Source organism: Streptomyces sp. NPDC101225, assembly GCF_044767585.1.
In the GTDB taxonomy this organism is placed as follows: domain Bacteria; phylum Actinomycetota; class Actinomycetes; order Streptomycetales; family Streptomycetaceae; genus Streptomyces.
This window is the reverse complement of the sequence record NZ_JBIWOE010000005.1, coordinates 1-22979: the sequence shown is the minus strand read 5'-3', so window position 1 is coordinate 22979 and position 22979 is coordinate 1. Positions and strand designations below refer to the sequence as shown.

The 22979-nt window shown below is 73.7% G+C and carries 24 protein-coding genes and 1 pseudogene; 8 read left to right on the top strand and 17 right to left on the bottom strand.

The annotated features are described in order from the left end of the window. Positions 1-62: 62 nt before the first annotated feature. Positions 63-641, top strand: a complete 579-nt coding sequence (locus ACIRPX_RS08880) for a TetR/AcrR family transcriptional regulator (protein ID WP_404190353.1) — start codon at positions 63-65, stop codon at positions 639-641. 43 nt (positions 642-684) lie between these two features. On the opposite strand, the gene ACIRPX_RS08875 is transcribed toward ACIRPX_RS08880, so the two are convergent. From ACIRPX_RS08875 to ACIRPX_RS08825, 11 genes are all read right to left on the bottom strand, one after another. After that, positions 685-1491 carry a response regulator transcription factor gene (locus tag ACIRPX_RS08875; protein WP_404190350.1) on the bottom strand — a complete coding sequence of 269 codons (807 nt, stop codon included), beginning with the start codon at positions 1489-1491 and terminating at the stop codon, positions 685-687. Positions 1492-1539: 48 nt separating this feature from the next. Continuing rightward, on the bottom strand, positions 1540-2325 hold the full coding sequence (locus tag ACIRPX_RS08870) for an alpha/beta fold hydrolase (RefSeq protein ID WP_404190347.1): 786 nt from the start codon (positions 2323-2325) through the stop codon (positions 1540-1542). Between the two features lie 90 nt (positions 2326-2415). After that, positions 2416-3738: an MFS transporter gene (locus ACIRPX_RS08865; protein ID WP_404190345.1), complete on the bottom strand. Its 1323-nt coding sequence runs from the start codon at positions 3736-3738 to the stop codon at positions 2416-2418. A 141-nt stretch (positions 3739-3879) separates the two neighbouring features. Continuing rightward, on the bottom strand, positions 3880-4830 hold the full coding sequence (locus ACIRPX_RS08860) for a catechol 2,3-dioxygenase (protein ID WP_404190342.1): 951 nt from the start codon (positions 4828-4830) through the stop codon (positions 3880-3882). Beyond that, complete coding sequence (locus ACIRPX_RS08855; protein WP_404190340.1) at positions 4827-5930, bottom strand: 4-oxalomesaconate tautomerase; 1104 nt, start codon at positions 5928-5930, stop codon at positions 4827-4829. The genes ACIRPX_RS08860 and ACIRPX_RS08855 overlap by 4 nt, the downstream gene beginning before the upstream one ends. Then, complete coding sequence (locus ACIRPX_RS08850) at positions 5927-6631, bottom strand: 4-carboxy-4-hydroxy-2-oxoadipate aldolase/oxaloacetate decarboxylase (protein WP_404190338.1); 705 nt, start codon at positions 6629-6631, stop codon at positions 5927-5929. The genes ACIRPX_RS08855 and ACIRPX_RS08850 overlap by 4 nt, the downstream gene beginning before the upstream one ends. After that, positions 6628-7377 carry a PIG-L deacetylase family protein gene (locus ACIRPX_RS08845; RefSeq protein ID WP_404190335.1) on the bottom strand — a complete coding sequence of 250 codons (750 nt, stop codon included), beginning with the start codon at positions 7375-7377 and terminating at the stop codon, positions 6628-6630. Before ACIRPX_RS08845 ends, ACIRPX_RS08850 begins: the two co-directional genes overlap by 4 nt. 61 nt (positions 7378-7438) lie before the next feature. Further along, positions 7439-8089, bottom strand: a complete 651-nt coding sequence (locus tag ACIRPX_RS08840) for a GntR family transcriptional regulator (protein WP_404190332.1) — start codon at positions 8087-8089, stop codon at positions 7439-7441. A gap of 150 nt (positions 8090-8239) precedes the next feature. Continuing rightward, the gene (locus ACIRPX_RS08835) at positions 8240-9322 is read right to left on the bottom strand and encodes a maleylacetate reductase (protein WP_404190329.1); all 1083 of its coding nucleotides are present in this window, start codon (positions 9320-9322) and stop codon (positions 8240-8242) included. Further along, positions 9319-10212: an intradiol ring-cleavage dioxygenase gene (locus ACIRPX_RS08830; protein WP_404190326.1), complete on the bottom strand. Its 894-nt coding sequence runs from the start codon at positions 10210-10212 to the stop codon at positions 9319-9321. Before ACIRPX_RS08830 ends, ACIRPX_RS08835 begins: the two co-directional genes overlap by 4 nt. Before the next feature lie 26 nt (positions 10213-10238). Further along, a complete protein-coding gene (locus ACIRPX_RS08825) occupies positions 10239-10835 on the bottom strand; it encodes a hypothetical protein (RefSeq protein ID WP_404190324.1) in 597 nt (198 codons plus the stop codon). A 534-nt stretch (positions 10836-11369) separates the two neighbouring features. Here ACIRPX_RS08825 and ACIRPX_RS08820 point away from each other — a divergent pair. Continuing rightward, positions 11370-11714, top strand: a complete 345-nt coding sequence (locus ACIRPX_RS08820) for a cupin domain-containing protein (RefSeq protein ID WP_404190321.1) — start codon at positions 11370-11372, stop codon at positions 11712-11714. A gap of 14 nt (positions 11715-11728) precedes the next feature. Here the strand turns inward: ACIRPX_RS08820 and ACIRPX_RS08815 are convergent, their stop codons facing one another. Then, positions 11729-12733 carry a LacI family DNA-binding transcriptional regulator gene (locus ACIRPX_RS08815; RefSeq protein WP_404190318.1) on the bottom strand — a complete coding sequence of 335 codons (1005 nt, stop codon included), beginning with the start codon at positions 12731-12733 and terminating at the stop codon, positions 11729-11731. Between the two features lie 152 nt (positions 12734-12885). On the opposite strand from ACIRPX_RS08815, the gene ACIRPX_RS08810 reads away from it, so the two are divergent. Beyond that, positions 12886-14046, top strand: a complete 1161-nt coding sequence (locus ACIRPX_RS08810; RefSeq protein WP_404190315.1) for a Gfo/Idh/MocA family protein — start codon at positions 12886-12888, stop codon at positions 14044-14046. Here ACIRPX_RS08810 and ACIRPX_RS08805 read toward each other — a convergent pair. Continuing rightward, positions 14027-14647 carry a poly-gamma-glutamate hydrolase family protein gene (locus ACIRPX_RS08805; protein ID WP_404190312.1) on the bottom strand — a complete coding sequence of 207 codons (621 nt, stop codon included), beginning with the start codon at positions 14645-14647 and terminating at the stop codon, positions 14027-14029. The two genes, ACIRPX_RS08810 and ACIRPX_RS08805, sit on opposite strands and share 20 nt — an antisense overlap. Positions 14648-14658: 11 nt before the next feature. Further along, the gene (locus tag ACIRPX_RS08800; RefSeq protein ID WP_404190309.1) at positions 14659-15690 is read right to left on the bottom strand and encodes a LacI family DNA-binding transcriptional regulator; all 1032 of its coding nucleotides are present in this window, start codon (positions 15688-15690) and stop codon (positions 14659-14661) included. A 401-nt stretch (positions 15691-16091) separates the two neighbouring features. Between ACIRPX_RS08800 and ACIRPX_RS08795 the strand changes: the two genes are divergently transcribed. The 5 genes from ACIRPX_RS08795 to ACIRPX_RS08775 all read left to right on the top strand — a co-directional run bounded on the left by ACIRPX_RS08795 (position 16092) and on the right by ACIRPX_RS08775 (position 20899). Beyond that, on the top strand, positions 16092-16871 hold the full coding sequence (locus ACIRPX_RS08795; RefSeq protein WP_404190307.1) for an SDR family oxidoreductase: 780 nt from the start codon (positions 16092-16094) through the stop codon (positions 16869-16871). Between the two features lie 42 nt (positions 16872-16913). Then, positions 16914-17918: a Gfo/Idh/MocA family oxidoreductase gene (locus tag ACIRPX_RS08790; protein WP_404190304.1), complete on the top strand. Its 1005-nt coding sequence runs from the start codon at positions 16914-16916 to the stop codon at positions 17916-17918. Between the two features lie 160 nt (positions 17919-18078). After that, positions 18079-19359, top strand: coding sequence for a flavin monoamine oxidase family protein (locus ACIRPX_RS08785; protein WP_404190301.1), 1281 nt, complete (start codon positions 18079-18081; stop codon positions 19357-19359). Positions 19360-19393: 34 nt separating this feature from the next. Then, positions 19394-20410 carry a Gfo/Idh/MocA family protein gene (locus ACIRPX_RS08780; protein ID WP_404190298.1) on the top strand — a complete coding sequence of 339 codons (1017 nt, stop codon included), beginning with the start codon at positions 19394-19396 and terminating at the stop codon, positions 20408-20410. A gap of 42 nt (positions 20411-20452) precedes the next feature. Further along, the gene (locus ACIRPX_RS08775; protein WP_404190295.1) at positions 20453-20899 is read left to right on the top strand and encodes a GNAT family N-acetyltransferase; all 447 of its coding nucleotides are present in this window, start codon (positions 20453-20455) and stop codon (positions 20897-20899) included. Here the strand turns inward: ACIRPX_RS08775 and ACIRPX_RS08770 are convergent. From ACIRPX_RS08770 to ACIRPX_RS08760, 3 genes and pseudogenes are all read right to left on the bottom strand, one after another. Next, on the bottom strand, positions 20892-21917 hold the full coding sequence (locus ACIRPX_RS08770; RefSeq protein ID WP_404190292.1) for a Gfo/Idh/MocA family protein: 1026 nt from the start codon (positions 21915-21917) through the stop codon (positions 20892-20894). The two genes, ACIRPX_RS08775 and ACIRPX_RS08770, sit on opposite strands and share 8 nt — an antisense overlap. Positions 21918-21952: 35 nt before the next feature. Further along, positions 21953-22855, bottom strand: coding sequence for a sugar phosphate isomerase/epimerase family protein (locus ACIRPX_RS08765; protein ID WP_404190290.1), 903 nt, complete (start codon positions 22853-22855; stop codon positions 21953-21955). A 1-nt stretch (position 22856) separates the two neighbouring features. Continuing rightward, positions 22857-22979, bottom strand: a pseudogene (locus tag ACIRPX_RS08760) (sugar ABC transporter ATP-binding protein); the annotation flags it as partial.

The window sequence follows — 22979 nt, the reverse complement described above, 5'->3', positions numbered from 1 at the left end:
GTACCCCTCCACTGTAGCGGAGGCGCACCTCCGTTTCAACTCGTCCCGCCCGGGAGGCAGCAGTGTCGGCCCAGCCGTACCCCGTCCGTGAGCTCGTGGCGTCCCGGCGCCCGCACCGCAAGGACGCCGCGCGCAACTACGACGCCCTGCTGGCCGCCGCGCGCGAGGCGTTCGCCGAGCACGGCGCCGAGGCGTCCCTGGAGGACATCGCCAAACGGGCGGGCGTCGGTATCGGCACCCTGTACCGGAACTTCCCCTCCCGCCGCGAGCTGTTCGAGAGCGTCTACGCGGACGAGGTCAACGAGCTCGTCCGGGTCGCCGAGGAGGTCGCCGGCCGGGAGCCGTGGGAGGCACTGACCTCCTGGCTCGCCCGGTTCACGGACTACATGGTGACCAAGCGGGCGGTGCGCGAGGCGCTGGACGAGGAGTCCGAGATCTTCGACGCCTGCCGCGAGTCGATGTACGCGGCGGGCGGGCCGCTGTTCGCGCGGGCCCAGGAGGCGGGCGTGGCCCGGGGGGACATGGACTTCGGCGACCTGATCCGCATGGTCGCCGGCATCACCGGGACGGTCTTCGCCGACGACACCCAGCGCGACCGCGTGCTGGCCATCGCGCTGGACGGGGTGCGGACCGGAAGCTGAGGCGGCCCGGTGGCGGGCCGCGCTCCCGCGATCCGGCGCCGGCTCACGCCCCGAGGTACCGCAGCACCGCCAGCACCCGCCGGTTCGCGTCCTGCGACGCCGGCAGGCCCAGCTTGGCGAAGACGGCGGCCACATGCTTCTCCACCGTGCCGGCCGAGACCTCCAGCGCCTGCGCGACGGCCGCGTTGGACCGGCCCTCCGCCATCAGCGCCAGCACCTGGCCCTCGCGTGCCGTCAGCGATTCCAGGGCCTCGGCCCCGCGCGCGGCGCCGGCGAGCTGGGTGACGACCTCGGGGTCGAGGGCCGTGCCGCCGCCCGCCACGCGGTGCAGGGCGTCGGTGAACTCGGCGACGTTCGCGACCCGGTCCTTGAGCAGACAGCCCACTCCGGCCGAGCCCGCGGCCAGCAGTCTGGTGTGACCCACCAGCTCAGGGCGTAGTACTGGACGGCGGCGACGGGCAGCTTGACCAGCACGTACGCCACCGAGCGCCATCCGGCGGCGTCCCGCAGCCGCGCGTCGAGACGGGTGAACGCCCGCCCCCGCGGGCCTGAGCCGCGGGGGCGCCGGCACCCGCTCCCCCAGCAGACGCGCGGCCAGCCCGCGGTGCGCGGCGGCGACGGCGCGGGCGAGCCCGGTCGCGGTGACGACGAGCAGCAGGCCGAGCACGGCTCCGGCGAGGGAGACGGTGAAGGCGGCGCCGATTGCGAGCAGCACCAGGACGAGGACGAACCCGACGAGCGCCACCGGGAGGCCGGCCAGACAGTACGCGGCCTCGCTCCAGGCGCGGGCGGTGAGCTCAGCCCGCAGCACGGCCCACAGGCGAGCCGCCCCCGTATGTGTGTCGTGCATGGCCCCAGTGTCCCGTCCGCCGGGACCACCGGGCCGGTGGCCGTGCCGTCAGCCCGCCGCGGCGACCGCGTCCGCGACGACGCCGGCGACCCGTGCGGGCTGCTCGACCAGCACGGCGTGCCCGGCCTCGGGCACCGTCACCATACGGACGTGCGGGCAGGCCTCCAGGCCCCGCCGCTCGCCGTCCGTCAGGCCGACCTCGTCGTGGTCGCCGCGCACGACCCAGGCCGGCACGGCGGCCTCGCACAGGCGTGGGACCAGGGACGGGTGGCGGTCCAGGTACGCGTAGTAGCCCCGTACGATGCGGCGGCAGGTGGCCGGGTCGTTGGCGGCCATGTCCGCGGCCAGCGCCTCGGCGCGGTGCGCGGGCAGTTCGCGTTTCATGGCCTTCGGCAGCAGCGTGAGCATGGCGGCCCAGCTCGCCCCGCCGAGTCCGGGCACCCGTCCCAGGGCGTTCATCACGGCCAGGAACGTGACCTCGTCCCGGCGCGAGAAGGCCGGGGACAGCAGCACCAGCGGCCCCCGGAACAGGCCCGCCGCCGCCATCTCGACGGCCACGTTCGCGCCGAGGCTGTGGCCCACGACGACGTCGCAGCCCGACTCGGCGGCGAACCGCGCCAGCAGCCGGGTGTAGGAGTCCACGCTCACGTCGGCGGGTGCCGTGGTGCCGCCGAAGCCGGGCAGGGTGACCGCGACCAGCCTCAGCCCCGCCAGGGCCGGTTCGGACATGACGTCCGCGTAGAACTCGGTCGAGCACAGCCCGCCCGGGATCATCAGCACCCGGTGCGGTGCCTGCTCCGGGCCCGTACGCCGGATGTCCCACCGCTCGCTCATACTCCGAGCGTGACGCCGGTCGCCGGCCCCCGCATCCGCTGCGGTGGCCGGCGTCCGGGCCCGTCCCCCCTGACCGGGGACGGCCCCCGTTCAGTGCGCGGTGACCAGTTCCGGGTCGCTGGTGGCCGGGGTGGCGGACCTCGCGGTGCGCAGGGCCGCCACGCCGATGAAGACCATGGACGAGACTCCGGCCAGGGCGAAGGCGGTGAAGCCCCAGTCGCCGTGGCCGGCGGCGAGGAGCCGGCCACCGAGCCAGGGGCCGAAGACGGCGCCGAAGCGGCCCATGCCGGAGGTCCAGCCGACCGCGGTGGCGCGGCTGTCGGGGGCGGAGCGGAGGGACACGGTCGCGTAGATCATCGTCTGGGCGCTGTTGAGGAAGACGCCGGTGAGGAAGACGATCAGCGTGGTGACGCCCATCGACATGTGCACGCTGAGCAGGAAGACGCCCGCGGCCGTCAGGGCGAACCAGATCGCGGAGATGCGCGGGGCCCCGAACCTGTCGGCCGCGCGGCCGGCGACCAGCATGCCCACGATGCCGCCGAGGTTGAAGACGACGACGAAGGTCAGGGCGCTGGCGAGCGCGTAGCCCTGGGTGCGCATCAGGGTGGGCAGCCAGGTGGCGACGCCGTAGACCAGGAGAAGACCGCCGAAGGAGGCGAGCCAGTACAGCAGGGTCTGGATCCACTCGCTGCCGCGGAAGAGGCTGGCCAGGGCGTCCCAGCGGTCGGCGGCGGTCTTCCTGCCGGTGGCGGCGGGCAGGTCGACCTCGTAGCGGTCGGCCAGTGCGCGGGCCTCGTCCGTACGGCCCTTGGCGACGAGGAAACTCAGCGACTCGGGCAGGAGCTTGACCAGCACCGGCGCGAAGACGAGCGGGACGACGCAGACCCAGAAGGCCGCGCGCCAGCCGACCGGGTCGACCAGCCACCTGGCCACGTACGCGGAGAGGATGCCGCCCGCGTGGTGCGCGGTCATCAGCAATCCGATGACGAGGGCGCCGCGGCCGCGGGGCGCGTAGTCGCCGACCATGCTGATCGCGGTGGGCAGCAGCCCCCCGAGGCCGACGCCCGCCAGGGTCCGGCCGAGGCCGAAGACGGCGACGCTGCCGGAGATCGCGCAGATCGCGGAGGCCAGCGAGAACAGCGTCACGCAGCCGATCATCAGCTTCCTGCGGCCGATCCGGTCCGCGACCGTCCCCGCGGCGAGCGCGCCGACCAGCATGCCGAAGGTGGCGTAGCTGCCGAGGTCGCCGGCCTGGTCGGCGGTGAGGCCGAAGGTCTTCGTCTCCAGCAGGTGGGGCAGGACGGAGCCGTAGATGAACATGTCGAGGCCGTCGAAGAGCACGGCCAGCCAGCACAGGCCGACGACCAGGAGGGCCAGTCTGCTGCCGCGGGCGGATGGTGCGAGGGGGGACATCTTTGTTCTTCCTCTCGTGCGGGGTGCGCCAGACGCTAAGGAGCCACGCCCGAAGAGTCAACGTTTTTGTCAACAATCTCATCGACAATCCAGGAGGGGCCTGGACGCGACGGCTTCGGGGTGGCTCCGGCGGGGGCGCGGTCAGCCGACCGGCGGCGTCCCGTGCGTGTGGAAGGACTCGATGGTCTTCAGGCCCCAGGCCTGGCCCTGCCTGCGCTCCTCCTCGGTCCAGGTGACCAGCGGCCAGTCGGGCGCCAGGACGAGGCGGGTGAGCGGGTTGCACAGCTCGATGCGGTTGCCGCCCGGCTCGTAGACGTAGAGGAAGAACGTCTGCTGGATGGCGTGCTTGTGCGGGCCCGTCTCGATGAACACGCCGCTGTCGATGGCGAGATCGGCGGCGCGCAGGATGTCCTCGCGGGTGTCGGTGGCGAAGGCGATGTGGTGCAGCCGTCCCTCGGAGCCGGTCCAGTCCTCGGTGTAGACGACGTCGTACGACTTGTTCGTGTACGTCAGCCAGCGCGCCGCGATCCGGCCGGAGTCGAGCCGGATCTGCTCCGTGGCCCGCGCGCCCAGCACCTGTTGCTGGAACTCGGCGTTCGCGAGCACGTCGGCGGCGAGGAAGTTGACGTGGTCCAGGCGGCGCACGCCCACGCCCCGGTTCGGTTTGGCCTGCGGCTGGTTCTTCAGCGCCGGGCGCAGCTGTGCGGGGGCCCGGTAGTACTCGCTCTCCCAGTACAGCGCGTGCTCGTGGCCGTCCGGGTCGGTGGTCAGGTACAGCTTGCCCAGGCCCGGTTCGTCCTCGGCCCACGTCCCGCTGCCGCCCGCCGCCTCGATCGCCTCGACACGGCGGCGCAGGGCCTCCTCGCCGGAGGTGCGCAGGGCGAGCCGGCCGAGGCCGGGCCGCTCGCGGGCGGTGAGGACCAGGCTGTGGTGCTCGTAGTCGTCGAAGGTCCGCAGGTAGACCGTGCCGCCGTCCTGGCCGTTGACCGTGAGGCCGAGGTAGTCGGTGAAGAAGGCGACGCTGGCGTCCAGGTCGGGCGTGAACAGCTGGGCGTGGCCGATGTGGGCGATGTCGCCGAGCGGCGGGGTCATCGTGGACCTCCTTCGGGTCGCGGGGGGATCGGCGCCGTCTCGGCGGACCGCGGGAAGACGGTCCCGTCGAAGATCTTCCGGGCGGTGCGCACCACGGCGGTGCGCCGGGCCGAGGGCAGGCCGTCGGCCCCGGTGGCCAGGCTGCTCTCGATGTCCAGGAAACCCGTGGGGTGTTCGATACGGACCCGGTCGTCGTCCGGGTCGACGTGCGCGAGGTCCGCGCCCACGCCGCCCTCGATCCGCAGTCCGGCCGCGACGCCGGCCGCGCCGAGCACGCCGATGGAGGTGTGGCAGCGGATCGGGATGAAGGTGCGCGTGGTGACCGCGCCGCCGTCGCGCGGCGGGGCGAGCAGCGTCAGCTTGGGCACGGTGGTGCCGGAGACGTCGCCGAGGCCCATCAGGCGGCCGGCCTCCAGGCGGATCTCGCGCAGCCGGTCGGCGAGCGCGAGATCCGCCTCCAGGTCCTTGGGCGACTCGTAGCCGGTGACCTTGAGCGACGAGGCGGCGATGAGCACCGTCGGCATGCCGTTGTCCACACAGGTCACGGGGACGCCGCCGATCTCGTCACGGACGCTGCCGGTGGGCAGCAGCGGATTCGCGCCCGGCGGGAACTCGATCACCACGGCGGCGGCCGTCCCGGGCACGCCCGAGATCTCGGCGTCGCCCGTGTAGTCCACGCGGCCGCCCGGGGTGGGGAAGGTCGCGACGGCGTGGTCGCCGGAGTTGACCATGCGGATACGGACGGAGGTGCGCTCCCCCGCCGCCGGGACCAGTCCGCGTTCGACGGCGAACGGCCCGATGCCCGCGAGGATGTTGCCGCAGTTCTGACGGTCACTCACCTCCGGCCGTTCGACGGCGACTTGCAGGAAGAGGTAGTCGACGTCGGCCCGCGGGTCGGCGGACGGCGAGACGACGGCCACCTTGCTGGTGAGCGGGTGCGCGCCGCCCAGGCCGTCGATCTGCCGGTCGTCCGGGCTGCCCATCACCCGCAGCAGCAGCGCGTCGCGCAGGGCGGGTTCGGCGGGCAGGTCGTCGGCGAGGAAGTAGGCACCCTTGGAGGTGCCGCCGCGCATCAGCAGACAGGGCAGCTCCTCGGTCACGGCCGTCCTCCCTCGTACTCCTCGTACGTCCGGTACTCGACGCCGAGTTCCGTCAGCTTCTCGCGCAAGTGGTAGCGGTCCAGGCCGAGTTGGCCCTCCAGGAAGGCGGCGCGGGACCTGGCCTCCTTGGCCTCGCGGGCCTCGGAGCGCTCGACCGTCTCGCGGGCGCGTTCGCGCGGGACGACGACCACGCCGTCGTCGTCGGCGAGGATCACGTCGCCGGGGCGGATCACCTGGCCGTCGACGGCGACGGGCACGTTGACCGAGCCGCCGGTGGCCTTGACGGTGCCCTGCGCCGAGACGGCCCGGGACCAGGCGGCGAAGCCCATCTCGCGCAGTTCCTGGGTGTCCCGGATGCCGGCGTTGATGATCAGGCCCTTGACGCCCCGCCGGTGCAGCGCGGTGGCGAACAGCTCGCCGAACATGCCGTCGGTGGACGGGGAGGTGGTGGTGACCACCAGGACGTCGCCCTCGCCGCACTGCTCGACGGCCGCGTGGATCATGAGGTTGTCGCCCGGCCAGCTCAGCACCGTCACGGCCGTGCCCGCGACCCGCACCCCCTGCTGGATCGGGCGGATCTCGGGACCGAGCAGGCCGGTGCGGCCCATCGCCTCGCTGACGGTGGCCACGCCGTGGCCGGCCAGCGCCTCGACGTCCTTGCCGTCGGCCTTCGGCGGGTTGGTGACGATGACGCCGCTCATGCCAGCTCCTTCGCGGTCTGCGGGTAGGGGCGCATGTACGCCTCGGCCATGGTCCTGTGGGCCAGCCCCAGGTTGGGGCCGGCGTTGCGCTTGAGCTGGACGCCGCGGCGTACCGCGAGGTCGGTGTAGTAGTCCCACAGGTGCTGCTGGGCGCCCAGGCACTCCATCGCCTTGCGCTTGGTGTCCCAGACCTCGGTGATGTCGAGCAGCACCTCGGGCCGGAAGCCGCTCATCTCGGGCTGGTGCGGCTCGAAGTAGAAGACCGGAGGGGCGCCGATGATGTCGCCCGCGCCCGGGTAGCCGATGGCCTGCGCGAGGATACGGGCCTCCATCGCCATGCGGTGGGCGGCCGGGTGGTCGCCGTTGTACGGGTCCTCGACGGGGTGGGTGAGCACGACGTCGGGCTGGGTGCCGCGGTAGACGGCGACGAGCCGGTCGGTCAGCTCGGCGGTGGCCACCAGCGGGTAGTCGCCGGCGTCGAAGAAGTGGATCTCGGCACCGAGGGCGGCCGCGGCGCGCTCGGCCTCGCCCCGGCGTATCGCCTTGATCTCCTCCAGTTTCCTGCCCTCGCGCCACGCCTTGGCGGACTCGCCGCGCTCGCCGAAGGTCAGGCACGCGATGGTGACCTTCTCCCCGCGGGAGGCGGCCAGGGCGATGGCACCGCCCGCTCGCCACACGAAGTCCCCGGCGTGCGCGGTGACCACGAGTGTGGAGCGCGGGCCTGCGGGCGCGTTGGCCTGAGTCATTGCTGCTCTCTCCTTGCTGGACAGGTGGGCGCCCGCCTCTCCCACGTCCGGCGCGTGTGCGTCAGTCGCGCAGCGCCTCGATCACGCTGGTGAGGTGGGCGCGGACGGCCGCCTCGGCCGCCTGCGGGTCCCTGGTCCTGATCGCCTCGATCATCGCCAGATGCTCGTTCAGGGAGTGCTGCGGACGCCCCGGGCGCAGCGCCAACTGGAAGCGGTGGCGCACCAGTTGGGCGTTCAGCCGCTCCAGCAGATCCACCGCCGTGCGCTGGCCGGAGAACTCCCGGACCCTGGCGTGCAGCTCCTGGTTGAGCTCGGAGTAGGTCACCGGCTCACCGTCGGCCACGGCCTTGGTCATCGCCGTGCCCAGCTCGGTCAGCTCGGCGAGCTGCTCGTCACTGGCCAGGGTGGCCGCCTTCGCCGCGCACAGCCCCTCCAGGACCATGCGGCACTCGGTGATGGCGACCGCCTCCTCGACGGTCACCACCCGCACCCGCGAGCCGCGGTTGCGGATCCGCTCCACGAGGCCCTGGGCCTCCAGATCGATGAGTGCCGCACGGATGCTGGCCCGTGTCACCCCGAACTGCTCGGCGAGTTCGTTCTCCACCAGCCGCTGCGCCGGTGCCATCTCGCCGTGCAGGATCGCCTGCCGCAGCTGCGCGAGCGCATGCTGCTTGGCCTGCTCTCCGGTGCTCGGACGGGCTTGCTTCGGCATCCTTGCCCTCCCTGAGTGAGTGCCTGTCGAACGTAAATCTAGCGAAACAAGATTGTCAACAATTTTGTCTGCCGTATTGCGGGCACAGCGCGGCCACGGCACGGGCCGATACGGCCGGGACACCGGGCGATCAGGGACGGGCTGACCGGGTCAGAGGCCGGGAAACTCCGGCTCCCCGCCCTCGTACGCCGCGCGCAGCACCGCGAGCGCGCCCTCCTCCGTGACCGCGCGCGGATTGGCGTACGCCCGGCCCGCCGTCTCGGCCGCCGCTTCCGCCAGGTCCGTCTCCTTCAGGCCCAGTTCGGCCAGCGAGCGGGGCGCGCCCAGCCGTGCGGCCAGGGACCGCAGGGCGTGCGCCGGTTCGGTGGCGGACAGGGCGCGGGCCACCGCGGCGGCCGCCTCCGGGGCCGCGGGGGCGTTGTAGGCGAGGGCGTAGGGCAGGACCACCGTGTGCGTCTCGGCGTGCGGCAGGCTGAAGGTGCCGCCCAGGACGTGGCACAGCGCGTGGTGCAGGCCCATGGAGGTGGCGCCGAGGCAGGAGCCGCACAGCCAGGCCCCGTACAGGGCCCGGCCCCGGGCCTCCAGGGAGTCCGGGCGGTTCGCGACCGCGGGCAGGGCGCCCGCCATGGCCCGTACGCCCTCCTCGGCCATCAGCGCGACCAGGGGCGAGGTGTCGGGGGCGTAGAGCGCCTCGACGGCGTGGGCGACGGCGTTGATACCGCTGGTGACGGAGAGCGGCGCGGGCAGGGAGACGGTGAGTTCGGGGTCGTAGACGACGCTGCGCGGCAGGACGACGGGGTCGCGGCCGGTGCGCTTGGCGCCGTGCTCGGTCAGGCCCCAGACCGGGGTCATCTCCGAGCCGGAGTAGGTCGAGGGGACCGCGATCAGTGGCAGGCCGGTGCGCAGCGCGATCGCCTTGCCGAGGCCGATCGAGGAGCCGCCGCCGACCGCCACGCAGCCGTCGGCGCCCGCCGCGCGGGCCGCCTCGACCGCGCGGGCGGCGACGTCGGCGGGGACGTGCATCCGGGCGCCGTCGTGCAGGCCCACGCAGGCGGGCCCGAGGGAGTCGGCGACCGCGCGGGCGGTGGCGGCGCCGCGGCTGCCGCAGACCACCAGCAGGCGGCGCAGGCCGAGCGCGGCGGCCTCGCCGGGGGTCGCGGTGGTGGCGGCACCGGGCCGGAAGACGACCCGCACGGGCCGGGACTCGTAGGAGAAGTCCAGGACGTCCCTCACGACCGCTCCAGCACGAGGTCGAAGCGGGCGTGCCGGAAGGGGTTCGCGACGCCGAACTCCCCCGCCAGGCCAGGATCGTCCGTCCTGGCGAAGTCCTTGACGAGGCTCGGCTTGACGGCGAACACGGCGTCGGAGTCGAGGTGGTCGGTGCCCGCGACGAAGATGTGCGTGGTGACCGGAACGTGCCCTTCGGCCGAGGCGATGAAGTGGATGTGGGCCGGGCGGTAGGGGTGCCGGCCGGTCGCCCGCAGCAGGTCGCCGACCGGGCCGTCGGTCGGGATCGGGTACGGGCTCGGCACGCAGGTGCGGAACCGGAAGCGGCCCTCGGCGTCCGCGGTGAACAGTCCGCGGCCGTTGCCCGGCGGCTGCACGTCCGGGCGCTGGACGTCGTAGAAGCCGTTGCCGTCGGCCTGCCAGACGTCGATCACCGCGCCCGGCAGGGGAGTTCCGTCCCGGGACAGGACCCGGCCGCTGACCACGCAGGGCTCGCCGCCGCCCACCAGGTCGATGTCGGCGCCCAGTTCCCGCACCGGCGACGCGGTCATGTGGAAGGGGCCGAGGACCGTGGACTCGGTGGCTCCGGCGGCACGCTCGCCGTTGATCGTCTCGACGAGCATCGACAGCCCGAGCACGTCCGACAGGAGGATGAACTCCTGCCGGGTGTCCGTGCACGTCCGGCCCGTCCTGGTGAGGAAGGCGACGGCCTTCTCCCACTCCTCCTGCGTCAGCCGCGTCTCGCGCGCGAAGGCGTGCAGGTGGCGGATCAGGCCGGCGAGGAGCTCGCGCAGCCGCGGGTCGGTAGTGCCGGCCAGGCTGGCGACGGCCTCGTCGGTGACGGTCGGTCCGGTGACGGTCGGTTCGCTGGTCGTGCCGGTGGTGTCGCTGGTCATGGCAGCTCCCTTCCCGGATGCGCGGGTCAACCGAACCAGACGGTGAGCCGTACGTGTTCGTCCCCGTGACCGGCCGCGAGGTGCCGCATGGCGCCCCACACCTCTGCCCAGCATCCCTCGTCCGGCGGGGCGAGCATCCGGGCGGTGAGGACCACGGGCCGGTACACCGCGCCGTCCAGGTGCACCTCGGCGCCGGGCGGCCACTCCGGCGGGGCGAGCAGCAGGCCACCGCCGCCGAAGATCTCACCTGCGGCCGTGCGCAGGGTGGGTGTCACCCGTACGAGGTGCTCGCCGCCCGGGTCCGAGCGGTGCGTCCAGTACCAGGCGGGCCGGGAGGCCAGCGGTTCGTCCCAGTCGACCGCGCCGGCCTCGGCCCAGCTGACGTGCGTGTGGCTGTGCTGGTGATCGCCGAGCGCGACCTCACGCACCGGGTCCGACACGTCGTCGGGCAGCCCGCGGTCGGCGAAGAGCGGGCGCTCCACGTCGCCGGTCCCGCGCACGCCGAAAAGGCAGTCCCAGGCGACGTAGTCGCGCGGCGGGCCGAAGTCCAGCAGATCGAACTCCATCCGCCAGCGTCCGTCGGCGCGGCGGCTTTCGATGGCACCATCCATGTCCGTCCCCACGCGGCAGACCCTATGGCAGGACGGGCGGTCCGTGACGCCATCATTCGATGATCGCGTGCGCCACGACCCTGATCTCGCTCGCGCCGGGCGGCGCGTCCGCCGGTCCGGCGCCCACGGCCACGGGCCGGGTGCGATGCGAGCCGGTTGCGATGCGAGCCGGGGGCGGTCACCGGGCGGAGCGTGAACAGCGGCACGCCGTTCGGCACGGACGCCGCCGCCCACCCCGCTGGGCTGCCACCGGCCCCGTCCCGCGCCCGCCGGCGGCGGTGCGGTCCGCCGTCGCGATGAGGGGGCGAGGGCGGGGCGAGGGCGGCGGAGACCGGAGCCGTGGGCGCCGCCGAGGAGCGCGGCCTCCCCGGTGTCGTGGCCCCGGCGGGCGGCGACGGCCGCGGCGGAGTCGGCCGGGCGCCACGGTCACCCCGGTCCGGGTGGCGCGCCGGTTCGCGGCGCCGCGACGAAGTGTCCCCCGACCTGGGCCGATACCGCACACAGTGTCCACGCACGGCCGGTGGGCCCGCTGGTTAGGGTCGCGTCATGACCCACAGCTTCGTTGTGCACGTCCCGGACGCCGAGCTCGAGCCGGAGCCCCTCGATCCGGAGCAGATCGTCTCCGGCACGCCGGAGGTGACCGGCAAGGTCGTCTGGGAGTCGGCGGACGGCCGGCAGATCCGCGGTATCTGGCAGATCACGCCCGGCGTCGTCACCGACACCGAGGCGGACGAGCTGTTCGTCGTGCTCAGCGGGTCGGCGACCATCGAGTTCGAGGGCGGCCCGACGCTGCGGGTGGGGCCCGGGGACCTGGCCGTGCTGCGCGAGGGCGACCGTACGAGGTGGACGGTGCACGAGACGCTGCGCAAGGCGTACGCCATCAACCTCTGAGCGCCCGCGGGCGGTTACTCCGCCGGCGGCGCCGCGGTCGTGCCGCGGATCTCCAGCGCCGGTGCCGCCAGGTGCAGTCGCCCCGCTCCCCCGGCCCGCTCGAAGCGGTCCAGGAGGAACCGGGCGGCGCGCCGGCCGACCTCGTGCCCGGCGTTGTCGACGGTGGTCAGCCAGACGTGCCGCAGCCGGGAGATGCCGGTGTTGTCGTAGCCGACGACGGACACGTCGTGCGGGACGCGCAGGTCGAGCTCCTCGGCGGCCGAGAGCGCGCCGACGGAGGCGATGTCGTTGACGGCGAACAGCGCGGTGGGCCGCTCACGGCGGCTCAGCAGCCGCACGGTGGTGCGGTAGCCGCCCTCCTCCGTCATGTCGCTGGGCTCCACCACCGCCTCGTCCGCGAGGCCGTGCGCGCGCATCGTCGCCTCGAAGCTGCCCCTGCGCAGCTCACCGACGGCGCCGTAGCCCGCGATGTGCGCGATGCGCCGGTGGCCGAGCCCGACGAGGTGCTCGGTGACCAGCCGGGCGCCCCGCTCGTCGTCGCACGCCACCACGTCCACACCGGCCGGAGCGGGTTCGCGCGCCCCCGCCACGACGACCGGGACGCGCTCGGCGGCCGTGCCCAGTGCGGCCGGGTCCGGCAGGGTGCCGACCACGACCAGCCCGTCCACCCGCAGGTCGAGGAGGGGGTCGAGGGGGTCCTGGCCCGCGCGGCGGTTGAGGCGGGCGTCGGCCAGCAGCATGCGCAGCCCGTTGTCGTGCAGCAGCGGATTGAGGCCGTCGAGCAGGTCGACGAACCAGGGGTTGCGCACATCGTTGAGGAGCACGCCGACGGTGCGCGTGCGCTGCTCACTGAGACTGCGCGCCGCGGCGTTGGGACGGTAACCCAGCTCGCGCGCCGCCCGCAGCACGGCGTCCCGCTTCTCCGGCCGGACCGGTCCGGAGCCGCGCAGCACGAGCGAGACCAGCGACTTGGACACGCCGGCGGCCTCGGCCACGTCGCGGATGGTCGGCGGTTTCATGGCCTGGACCGTTCCACGGACCGGAGGGCTTGTCAAAGGGGCCGGTGGGCTTTCGAGCGGATCCGGTGAGGGTTGACAGGCGCGGATGCGCGCCCTCAGGGTGGCCTGGACAGATCGTGGACCGTTCCAATCAGTGCCGAAGAGAGGCCGTCATGGTGGATTCGCTCGGTGTCGCCGTCATCGGGTTCGGCTGGATGGGCCGGGTGCACACCCAGGCGTACGCCCGCGTCCCGCACCACTACCCGCGGCTGGGCCTGCGCCCGCGGCTGGTGACGGTCGCCGAGGAGGTGCCGGGCCGGGCCGAGGAGGCCGCCGCGCAGTTCGGGTTCGCCTCCACGACGCGGGACTGGCGCGAGATCGCCGAGGACCCGCGGGTGCGGGCCGTCTCCATCACCGCCCCGAACTTCCTGCACCGCGAGATCGGTGTCGCGATGGCCGAGGCGGGCAAGCACATCTGGATCGAGAAGCCGGTCGGCCTGGACGCGGCCGACGCGCGGGCGGTGGCGGACGCGGTCGCCCACGCCGGCGTGCAGGGCGCGGTGGGCTTCAACTACCGCAACGCGCCGGCCGTCGAGACCGCCCGCGCGCTGATCGCCTCCGGGGAGATCGGCCGCGTCACACACGTCCGGGTGCGCCTGTTCAGCGACTATGCCGCCCACCCCGAGTCCGCGCTGACCTGGCGCTACGAGAAGGAGCGCGGCGGCAGCGGCGTGCTGGGCGACCTCGCCTCGCACGGCGCCGACCTGGCCTGCTTCCTGCTCGGCGACATCGAGTCGCTGATGGCCGACACGGCCGTGTTCATCCCCCGGCGGGCCCGCCCCACCGGCGCCACCGCCGGCCACACCCGTGCCGCCGGCGGCGAGCTGGGACCGGTGGAGAACGAGGACTACGTGGGCTGCCTGCTGCGCTTCGCCTCCGGCGCGCGCGGCGTGCTGGAGGCCTGCCGGGTCTCGGTCGGCGAGCAGAACAACTACGGCTTCGAGGTGCACGGCACCGAGGGCGCCCTCCTCTGGGACTTCCGCCGGATGAACGAGCTCGGCGTCAGCCGCGGCACGCACTACCAGGACCAGCCCGTCAGCACGGTGTACGTCGGGCCCGGGGCCGGTGAGTTCGGCGCGTTCCAGCCGGGCGCGGCGAACGGCATGGGCTACGACGACCTGAAGGTGATCGAGGCCCACCGCTTCCTGCGCTCGATCGCGGAGGGCAAGCCGTACGGAGCCACCCTGCCGGACGCCGTGCGCAGCGCCGCCGTACTGGAGGCGATGCTCCGGTCGGCCGAGAGCGGCGCCCGGGTCACCGTGCCGGATGCGTGACGGACGTGGCCGCCAGCAGCCGGACGCCGGTGACGAGGGCGTCGACGACGGGGCGCGGCGGGTTGTCGGGGATCTGCGGGTCCCCGCCCGGCTCGCGGGTGCGGGCGGAGAGCGGGAGTTCGACCTGGACGCCGCCGTCGCGGGGCAGGTTGACCGGGTTGCGGGCGTGCACGCCGCGCAGGCCGGTGGGGATCTCGGCGAGGTCGGTGACCGGGTCGAACTCCGGCCGCAGGGCGCTCAGTCCCGAGGCGAGCAGGCGGGCGGCCGGGCGGTTGGCCCCGCCGAGGAAGATGGAGCGCGGCGCCGCCCGTCTCATGTGCCCGTGCAGCGAGACCGCGACGGTGACCCGGGACAGGAACAGGCGCAGCAGGGCGCAGTGCTCCACCGCCATGCGCGGGGAGGGGATGTGCACCGGCTCGGGCACTCCCGGCTGGGTGAAGACCAGGCTGGTGGCGCCGCAGCGCCCGGCCACCGACCGGGCGAGCTCGGCGGTGCCGCCCTCGTTGCTGCCGTGCAGCGCGAGCAGCCCGATCTCGCCGCCCGTCGTGAGCGTGGCGAGCAGGCGGACGCCCTCGATCTCCACGAGTTCGGTCCTCGTCATGCCCCGTCTCCTCACCCCGTCGCCCGTGGTGGCATGTTGTACGGCGTCACCACCTGGATCACCGAGGGCAGCGTAGGCCCGGCGGGCGGCAGCGCGCCGTGCGCACGCATGACGACGTGGCAGGCCTCGCGCATGTCCTGGCGCAGGTCGTGATGGAGGACGGCGGACAGGCGCTGCCCGCGCAGCAGGCGGGTGTTGTCGTGGTCGAGGTCGTGCGCCACGAACACCGCGCACGTGCGGCCGAGGTCCTCGAAGGCGCGCAGGGTGGCGATGTTGCCGCCGCCGATGGAGTAGACGGCGCGGATGCCCGGATCGCGGGCGAGGGCGGCGCGCACCAGGTCGTACTGGGTGGTGTCCAGGCCCTGCCCCTCGGCGATCTCGACCAGCGCGCGGTCCGGGTGGCGGGCGCGCATGGCGCTGCGGAAACCCATCTCGCGCTCCTCCTCGTTGCGGAAGAAGCCGCTGCTGAGGCTGGTGAGCACATTGCCGGGCCGCTCGCCGAGCCATTGGCCCATGAGATAGGCGGCGGTGGCGCCGGCGGCGCGGTTGTCGATGCCGACGTAGGCGAGGCGGGCGGTGGCGGGCAGGTCGGTGAACAGGGTGACGACGGGGATGCCCGCCTCGGCGAGCCGGCCGACGGCGGCGGTGATCTCGGGGACGTCCGGCGCCTTGAGGACCACGCCCTGCGAGCCGCGCCGGGCGATCCGGTCCAGGGTCGCGGTCAGCTCCGCCGCCGGGCCGGTCTCGCGGAAGTGGAGGCGCGAGCGCACCACGGCCGGGTGCAGCGCGGGCAGCTCCGCCTCCAGGGCGGTGCGGACCGCGGTGGAGAACCGTTCCGGCGCCTGCATCACGATGTCGATCATGAAGGTGCGGCCGACCAGACGGACCTGGGTGCGCTGCCGGTCCAGGTCGCCGATGGCCTGCCGGACCTCCCGCGCGGTGCTCTCGCGCACCCCGCCCCTGCCGTTGAGGACCCGGTCGACGGTGGCCTCGCTCAGGCCGGCCTGCCGGGCGATCTCCCGGATCGGGAAGGGGTGGCCCATGCGCGGGCTCCTCTCGCGGGGATTTCGAGCGGCTTCTTGAGGGGTTTTTGATGGCAGCGTGCCGGTTGTTCGCCAGGTTTGTCATGACAAGAATGACAGGGCGGCCCGGCACTGTCACCGAGCGCCGCGTGGCACCTCCGACCGAAGGAACGACGATGTCCCCCACCTCCGTGGATCACGGCACCGGGCTGTCCGGGCAGCACGGCGGCCCGGCCGGCCTCCGCGGCCCGGCCGGGCGGGGCACCGGCCTCGGCTGCGCCCCACCGGTCGACGGCCCCGCCCGGCCCGTGCGGGCGGACGCCGGCACGCGCGCGCCGCGCGCGTCATGGACTCCTGCGGCTCCACGGCAGGAGCCGCGGGCCGGCGCCGAACGCCGGGAAAGCTGAAAGGACCTGGAGCACATGGGACTTCTCGACGGCAAGGTCGTCCTCGTCAACGGCGGGAGTCAGGGCGTCGGCGCCGCCGTCGCCCGGGCCGCGGTCCGCGAGGGCGCGGCGGTCGTCGCCGTGACCGGCCGGCGCCCGGCCCCGGGCGAGGCGCTGGTCGCCGAGCTGACGGCCGGGGGCGGCAAGGCGATGTTCATCCGTGCCGACCTCGCCGACGCCGAGCAGGCGAGGACCGCGGTGGGCGACGTGGTCGCGGCCTACGGGCGCGTCGACTGCCTGGTCAACTCGGCGGGGCTGACCTCGCGCGGCACACTGCTGGACACCACGCCCGAACTGTTCGACCAGCACATCGCCATCAACCTGAAGGCTCCCTTCTTCGCCATGCAGGCCGCCGTCGCCGACATGGTCTCCCGCAAGGCCCCCGGCACGGTCGTCAACATCATCACGTCCTCGGCGCACGGCGGGCAGCCCTTCCTGGCGCCCTACGTCGCCGCGAAGGCGGGCCTGATCGGCCTGACCCGCAACGCCGCGCACGCCCACCGCTGGGACCGCGTCCGCATCAACGGCCTCAACATCGGCTGGACGCAGACCGAGGGCGAGGACGCCACGCAGCGGCGCTTCCACGGCGCCGGGGACGACTGGCGCGAGGAGGCCGGGGCCAAGCTGCCCATGGGCAGGCTCGGGCAACCGGACGAGATCGCCGACTTCGTGGTCCTCCTGCTGTCCGACCGGTCGGGCGTGGTCACGGGTTCGGTGATCGACTGGGACCAGAACGTGCTCGGCGGCCTCGACTGAGCACCGGCAACACACCCGCACCCTCTCTAGGAGCAACACCTCATGCGCATGGGAATCCTCGGCCTCGGCCGCATCGGCGCCTTCCACGCCGAGACCCTCTCCGCCCTCGACGCGGTGGAGTCGCTCGTGCTCACCGATCCGTTCGCGGACGCCGCCAAGTCCGCCGCGGAGCGGTTCGGCGGCGAGGTCGTGGACTCGCCGGAGGCCCTGCTCGCCGCAGGCGTGGACGGCATCGTGGTCGCGGCCGCGACGGACGCCCACCCCGGGCTGATCCTGGCCGGGGTGGAGGCCGGCATCCCCGTCTTCTGCGAGAAGCCCGTCGCGAAGACCATGGCGGAGGGCGTGCGGGTGCTCCAGGCGATCGAGGGCAGCGACGTGCCGGTGCAGATCGGCTACAACCGGCGCTTCGACGCCGGGTTCGTCGCCGCCCGCGCGGCGGTGCGCGGCGGCGGGCTCGGCCCGCTGCACACGGTGCGCTCGACCACCCTGGACCCGGCGCCGCCGCCGGCCGCGTACATCGCCGCGTCCGGCGGCATCTTCCGCGACTGCTCGGTGCACGACTTCGACATCATCCGCTGGGTGACCGGCCGCGAGGTCGTCGAGGTGTACGCCGCCGGCGGCAACCGCGGCGCCGCGTACATCAAGGAGGCGGGCGACGCCGACACCACCGGCGCGATCCTCACCCTGGACGACGGCACCCTCGCGGTGGTCTCCAACTCCCGGCACAACGGCCGCGGTTACGACGTGAGGATGGAGATCCACGGATTCCAGGACTCCATCGCGGTCGGCCTCGAGGACAAGCTGCCGCTGCGCTCCGTCGAGCCCGGCGTGACCTTCCCGGCCGGCACCCCGCACGACTTCTTCATGGACCGCTTCACCGCCGCCTACCGCGCCGAGCTGACCGCGTTCACCGAGGTCGTGGCGGGCAGCCGCCCTTCGCCGTGCACGGTCGCGGACGCGCTGGAGGCCGGCTGGATCGCCGACGCGTGCACGCTCTCGCTGCACGAGCACCGGCCGGTGACGATCGCCGAGGTGCGCACCGCCTGACGACAGCCCCTGCCTCGTGCTCCGGGCGTCGGCCGGCCTCCGGCGCCCGGAGCACGAGACTGTGTCGACGACCACGTCGCCCGCGACGGTCACCACCACGGGAACCTCCCGTACCACCATGAGATCCACTCATGTCCCGACCGACCGAGGAGCGACCACCATGCACCACACCGAGATCTCCCGGCCCCGCGGCCCCCGCCGCGTGATCGTCGTCGGAGGCGGGCCGAGCGGTCTGGCGGCCGCACGCGAACTGGAGCGCGCCGGGCACCGGGTGACGGTCCTGGAGGAGCAGGACACGGTCGCCGGGAAGTGCCGCAGCCTGGAGATCGGGGGCCTGGCCCACGACCTGGGCGGCCACATCTGCACCAACCGGTACGAACGAACGGCGCAGTTGATGGACGAGCTCGGCGTGCGGACGGAGCGCACCACCCGCTACCGCGTCCTCGACGTCGAGCGCCGCACCGCCTCCCGCCAGGCCATGTCGTTCTTACGCGACCCGGCCTTCCGCCGCTACCGGACCCTGCGCGAGCGGGAGTTCTCGCGCATCGCCGAGCCGGGCCTCGCCCACTCCGCGCGGGCGCTCGCCGCCCCCGTCGCCGACTGGCTCGCCGAGCACCGCCTCCAGTCCATGGCCGCGTCCTTCGGCCCCGGTTTCACGGCGGCCGGCTACGGCTATCTCGACGACGACGTGCCCGCGCTGTACTTCGTCAAGTACGCCGAGATGACCGGCCTGCTCTCGCCCGGCCCCGAACTGCTGGGCCACGAGGGCTCGTTCACCGTGGCGGGCGGGTTCGCGACGCTGTGGCGCCGGGTCGCCGCGGAGCTGAGGGACGTGCGGTGCGGGGTGCGCGTGACGTCGGTGGAACGGCACGCGGACGGGGTGCGGGTCCGGACGGACTCGGGCCCGCTGGCCGCCGACGAGCTGGTGCTCGCCGTGGCACCGGACCGCGTCCTGCCGGCCCTGGACGCCACCGACCGGGAACGCGACCTGGCCGGCCGGGTCCGCAGCAACGCGTACCACACCACCGTCGCCACCGCCTCCGGCCTGCCCGGCGACGCCTTCTACTTCCTCGCCCCCACACCGCGCACCGTGCGGCGAGGGGCCACTGCGTCTCGTACCACCACCGCTACCCGGACAGCGACGTACGGACCTTCTACTCCTACGGCCGCTCCGAGGACGTCGCCGCGCTGCTGCGGCAGGACGTGGCCCGGCTCGGCGGGCGCCTCCAGGAGGTGCACCTGCACCAGCCGTGGTCGTTCATGCCGCACTTCGGCAGCGACGACCTCAGGGACGGCGCCCTGGACCGCCTCGACGCGCTCCAGGGCCGGGCCCGCACCTGGTACACCGGCGGCCTGCCCGCCTTCGAGCTGGTCGAGTGCGCCGTCGCCCACGCCCAGGACCTCGTCCGCCGCCACTTCCCGCCGGTCCAGGGCACACTGACCCCGCAGGAACTGCTCAAGGAGGAACGCACGTCATGAGTGAAGCGGACCGCGCACCCCTGCGCATCGGCGTCCTGGGCGCCGCACGCATCACCGAACGCGCTCTGCTGGACCCCGCCCGCTCGGGCGGCCACCGCCTCGTCGCCGTGGCCGCGCGCGACCGGTCCCGCGCCGAGGCCTTCGCCGCCGAGCACGGCGTGGAGCGGGTCGTGGACTCCTACACGGAGCTGCTGGCCGATCCCGAGGTCGAGGTCGTCTACAACCCGCTCGCCAACGGCCTGCACGGTCCGTGGAACCTCGCCGCCCTCGCGGCCGGCAAACACGTCCTGAGCGAGAAGCCGTCGGCGAGCAACGCCGAGGAGGCCGCCGAGGTACGGGAGGCGGCGGCCAAGGCCGGAACCGTCTTCATGGAGGCCTTCCACTACCTCTTCCATCCGGTCACCCGGCGCCTGCACGAGCTCCTGGCCGACGGTGAACTGGGCGAGCTGCAGCGGGTGGAGACCGTGGTCGCCATCCCGGCGCCCGCCGACACCGACCCCCGCTGGTCCCTCGCCCTGGCCGGCGGCGCCATGATGGACCTCGGCTGCTACGGCGTGCACGCCCTGCGCATGCTCGCCCCCTGGACGGGCGGCCCGCCCCGCCTGGCCGCCGCACGGGGCGGTGAACGGGCGGGCGCACCGGGAGTCGACGAATGGCTCGACGCCGATCTGGAGTTCCCGAACGGCGCCACCGGCAGCGCGCGCTGCCACATGGCCCACGACGAGCTCGAGATGAGCTGCCGTGTCGTCGGCACCCGGGGCGAGGCCCTGGCCCCGAACTTCGTCCTGCCCCAGCTCGACGACCGGATCGTGGTCCGCACGGACCAGGGCGAGCGCACGGAGCGGCTGGGCACCAGGTCGTCGTACACCTACCAGCTGGAGGCGTTCGCGGCGCGGATCCGTGAGGGCAGGCCGCTGCCGCTGGACGCGGACGACGCGCTGGCGACGATGACGCTGATCGACGACTGCTACCGGGCCGCGGGGTTCGCACCGCGGCCGCGCACCGCGCCGTAGCCCCGTCCGGCACGCGGCCATGGCTCTGAGATGATCGGCGCCATGGCCGCGCAGATCACCCCCGCCCACGTCACCGACATCCGGCAGGTCCTCGCCGAGCACCGGCGCTACTGGGGCGAGCGGGACCTGCGCGCGCTCCATCTCCTCGCCCTGGTGCAGGAGTTCGGCGAGACCTGCCTGGTCGCCCGCTCCGCCGACGGCGGCGTCCTCGGCTATCTGATCGGCTTCGTCACGCCGGAGCGCACCGGATACGTGCATCTGATCGCCACGCGGGACGACGCCCGCGGCACCGGCCTGGGGCGCGAGCTGTACGCCGCCTTCACCGAGGCGGCGCGGCGGCAGGGAGCGGTCCGGCTGAAGGCGATCACCAGCCCCGGCAACACGGGGTCGGTGGCGTTCCACCGCAGCCTCGGCTTCGGCGTACGGGTGGAGCGGGACTACAACGGGCCCGGCGAGGACCGGGTGGTGTTCTCCCGGGCGCTCAGCTGACGTCGTAGAGAGCCGGCCGCCGCGCCAGCTCCACCTCCACCCGGCCGCCCTCCGCGAGGGAGCGCACGCCCGCCTCGCAGACCGCGGCGACCGCGTAGCCGTCCCACACGCTCGGGCCGGTGACCTGGCCGCGGCGGGTGGCGTCGGCCCACGCCTGCACCTCGCGGTCGTAGGCGTCCGCGAAGCGGTCGGTGAAGTCCTGGGCGATGGTGCCGCCCCAGCGGCCGGCCATGGTGGTGACCATGGCCTGGCCGTCGCCGATGCGGGCGGTGCCGCGCTCGCAGACCACCTCGGCCTGGACCTGGTAGCCGAAGCCGCAGTTGACGAAGATCTCGACGTCGACGATCGCGCCGCCGTCGGTCTCCAGGACGACGAACTGGGGGTCCTGGACGGCCTGCGGTGCGTTCGCCGACGGTGCCGGGCGCAGGACCGTGACGGCCGTGATCTCCTGGCCGAGCAGCCAGCGGGTGACGTCCATCTCGTGCACGACGGAGTCGTTGATGAGCATCTCGCTCGTCCAGCCCGGCGGGGAGGCGACGTTGCGGTGCCGGTTGTGGAGCATCAGAGGGCGGCCCAACTGGCCGGTGCTCAACAGGGACTTGAGTTTCATGTACTCGGCGTCGTAGCGCCGCATGAAGCCCACCTGGACGCGGCGGTGGCCCAGTTGCCGCTCGGCCTCCATGACGCGCAGCGCGGAGGCCGCGTCCGGGGTGAGCGGCTTCTCGCACAGCACCGGCAGATCGCGGGCGAACGCCGCCAGCAGGGCCGCCTCGTGGGCGGGGCCCGGGGAGGCGACCAGGACGGCGTCCACGTCCGCCGCCGCCATCGCGGCAGCCGGGTCGGTGTGGGCGGTGCAGCCCTCCACACGGGCCGCGACGGCCTTCGCCCGCTCCGCGTCGACGTCGACGACGGCGCTCACCCGCGCACCGCTGACGGCCTCCTCGATACGGCGGACGTGGTCGGCTCCCATCTTTCCGGCGCCGACGACGGCCACTTTCAGCGTCTCGAGCCGAGCCATGGTGGCCCCCTTCGGATGGTCAGGCGCCGGGGCGGTCAGGCACCGCAGGACCGCAGGAACTCTCTGGTGCGCGTCGCGATGGGCAGCGGCGCATCCGGCTCGCAGGGGTACATGTCCTGCTCGACGACGGCGAACAGTTCGACGTTCAGCTTCTGCGCCGCCTCCAGCACCGGGCCCAGCTCCGGTACTCCGGTGGGCGGTTCGCACATCACGCCCTGTGCGACGGCCGGCCCGAACGGCGTGCCCCTGGTCTGCACGTCGGCCAGGACCTCCGGGTCGACCTGCTTGAGGTGCAGATAGCCGATGCGCTCGCCGTAGGTCTCGATCAGCTGGACGCTGTCGCCGCCGCAGTAGGTGTAATGGCCGGTGTCCAGGCAGAGGTTGACGAGGTCGCCGTCGGTGGAGTCGAGGAAGCGCTCCACGTGGTCCTCGGTGTCGATGTGGGTGTCGGCGTGCGGGTGCACCACGATGTCGAGGCCGTAGGTCTCCCGCACCTCGTGGGCGAGGCGTTCCATGCCCTTGGTCAGGTGCGCCCACTGCTCGCCGGTCAGCTCCGGCGGCTCCAGGATCTCGGCGGTCCTGTCGTCCCGCCAGAAGGAGGGGATCACCACCAGGTGCCGTGCGCCCGTCGCCCGGGCGAGCGCGGCGACCTGGCCGACCTGGCGCCACGTCTCGTCCCAGACGGCGGGGCCGCGGTGCAGGCCGGTGAAGACGGTGCCCGCCGAGACCTTCAGCTCGCGCCGGGCGAGCTCGTCGGTGAGCCGGGCCGGGTCCGTGGGCAGATAGCCGTACGGGCCCAGCTCGATCCACGCGTACCCGGCCTCGGCGACCTCGTCCAGGAAGCGTTCCCAGGGCACCTGCCGCGGGTCCTCGGGAAACCACACGCCCCAGGAGTCGGGGGCCGAGCCGACCCGGATGCGGTCCAGGGCGGCCACCATGTCAGGCCTTGCCTTCCGGGCCGGCGGCAAGGGGTGCGGTGAGGTCTTCGGGCTCCGGGAGTTCCTCGACGTCGACGCCGCTGACCTGGGACAGCTCGTGTTTGAGTGCGGCGAGTTCGGCGCC

Excerpts from the sequence above, each read along its gene's own strand:
- ACIRPX_RS08845 (WP_404190335.1), bottom strand. The coding sequence starts at position 7,377 with ATGACTCAGGCCAACGCGCCCGCAGGCCCGCGCTCCACACTCGTGGTC.
- ACIRPX_RS08860 (WP_404190342.1), bottom strand. The coding sequence starts at position 4,830 with ATGACCCCGCCGCTCGGCGACATCGCCCACATCGGCCACGCCCAGCTG.
- ACIRPX_RS08800 (WP_404190309.1), bottom strand. The coding sequence starts at position 15,690 with ATGGGCCACCCCTTCCCGATCCGGGAGATCGCCCGGCAGGCCGGCCTG.
- ACIRPX_RS08790 (WP_404190304.1), top strand. The coding sequence starts at position 16,914 with ATGCGCATGGGAATCCTCGGCCTCGGCCGCATCGGCGCCTTCCACGCC.
- ACIRPX_RS08795 (WP_404190307.1), top strand. The coding sequence starts at position 16,092 with ATGGGACTTCTCGACGGCAAGGTCGTCCTCGTCAACGGCGGGAGTCAG.
- ACIRPX_RS08805 (WP_404190312.1), bottom strand. The coding sequence starts at position 14,647 with ATGACGAGGACCGAACTCGTGGAGATCGAGGGCGTCCGCCTGCTCGCC.
- ACIRPX_RS08850 (WP_404190338.1), bottom strand. The coding sequence starts at position 6,631 with ATGAGCGGCGTCATCGTCACCAACCCGCCGAAGGCCGACGGCAAGGAC.
- ACIRPX_RS08830 (WP_404190326.1), bottom strand. The coding sequence starts at position 10,212 with ATGACCAGCGACACCACCGGCACGACCAGCGAACCGACCGTCACCGGA.
- ACIRPX_RS08820 (WP_404190321.1), top strand. The coding sequence starts at position 11,370 with ATGACCCACAGCTTCGTTGTGCACGTCCCGGACGCCGAGCTCGAGCCG.
- ACIRPX_RS08810 (WP_404190315.1), top strand. The coding sequence starts at position 12,886 with ATGGTGGATTCGCTCGGTGTCGCCGTCATCGGGTTCGGCTGGATGGGC.
- ACIRPX_RS08865 (WP_404190345.1), bottom strand. The coding sequence starts at position 3,738 with ATGTCCCCCCTCGCACCATCCGCCCGCGGCAGCAGACTGGCCCTCCTG.
- ACIRPX_RS08840 (WP_404190332.1), bottom strand. The coding sequence starts at position 8,089 with ATGCCGAAGCAAGCCCGTCCGAGCACCGGAGAGCAGGCCAAGCAGCAT.
- ACIRPX_RS08815 (WP_404190318.1), bottom strand. The coding sequence starts at position 12,733 with ATGAAACCGCCGACCATCCGCGACGTGGCCGAGGCCGCCGGCGTGTCC.
- ACIRPX_RS08875 (WP_404190350.1), bottom strand. The coding sequence starts at position 1,491 with ATGCACGACACACATACGGGGGCGGCTCGCCTGTGGGCCGTGCTGCGG.
- ACIRPX_RS08785 (WP_404190301.1), top strand. The coding sequence starts at position 18,079 with ATGCACCACACCGAGATCTCCCGGCCCCGCGGCCCCCGCCGCGTGATC.
- ACIRPX_RS08765 (WP_404190290.1), bottom strand. The coding sequence starts at position 22,855 with ATGGTGGCCGCCCTGGACCGCATCCGGGTCGGCTCGGCCCCCGACTCC.
- ACIRPX_RS08780 (WP_404190298.1), top strand. The coding sequence starts at position 19,394 with ATGAGTGAAGCGGACCGCGCACCCCTGCGCATCGGCGTCCTGGGCGCC.
- ACIRPX_RS08775 (WP_404190295.1), top strand. The coding sequence starts at position 20,453 with ATGGCCGCGCAGATCACCCCCGCCCACGTCACCGACATCCGGCAGGTC.
- ACIRPX_RS08770 (WP_404190292.1), bottom strand. The coding sequence starts at position 21,917 with ATGGCTCGGCTCGAGACGCTGAAAGTGGCCGTCGTCGGCGCCGGAAAG.
- ACIRPX_RS08870 (WP_404190347.1), bottom strand. The coding sequence starts at position 2,325 with ATGAGCGAGCGGTGGGACATCCGGCGTACGGGCCCGGAGCAGGCACCG.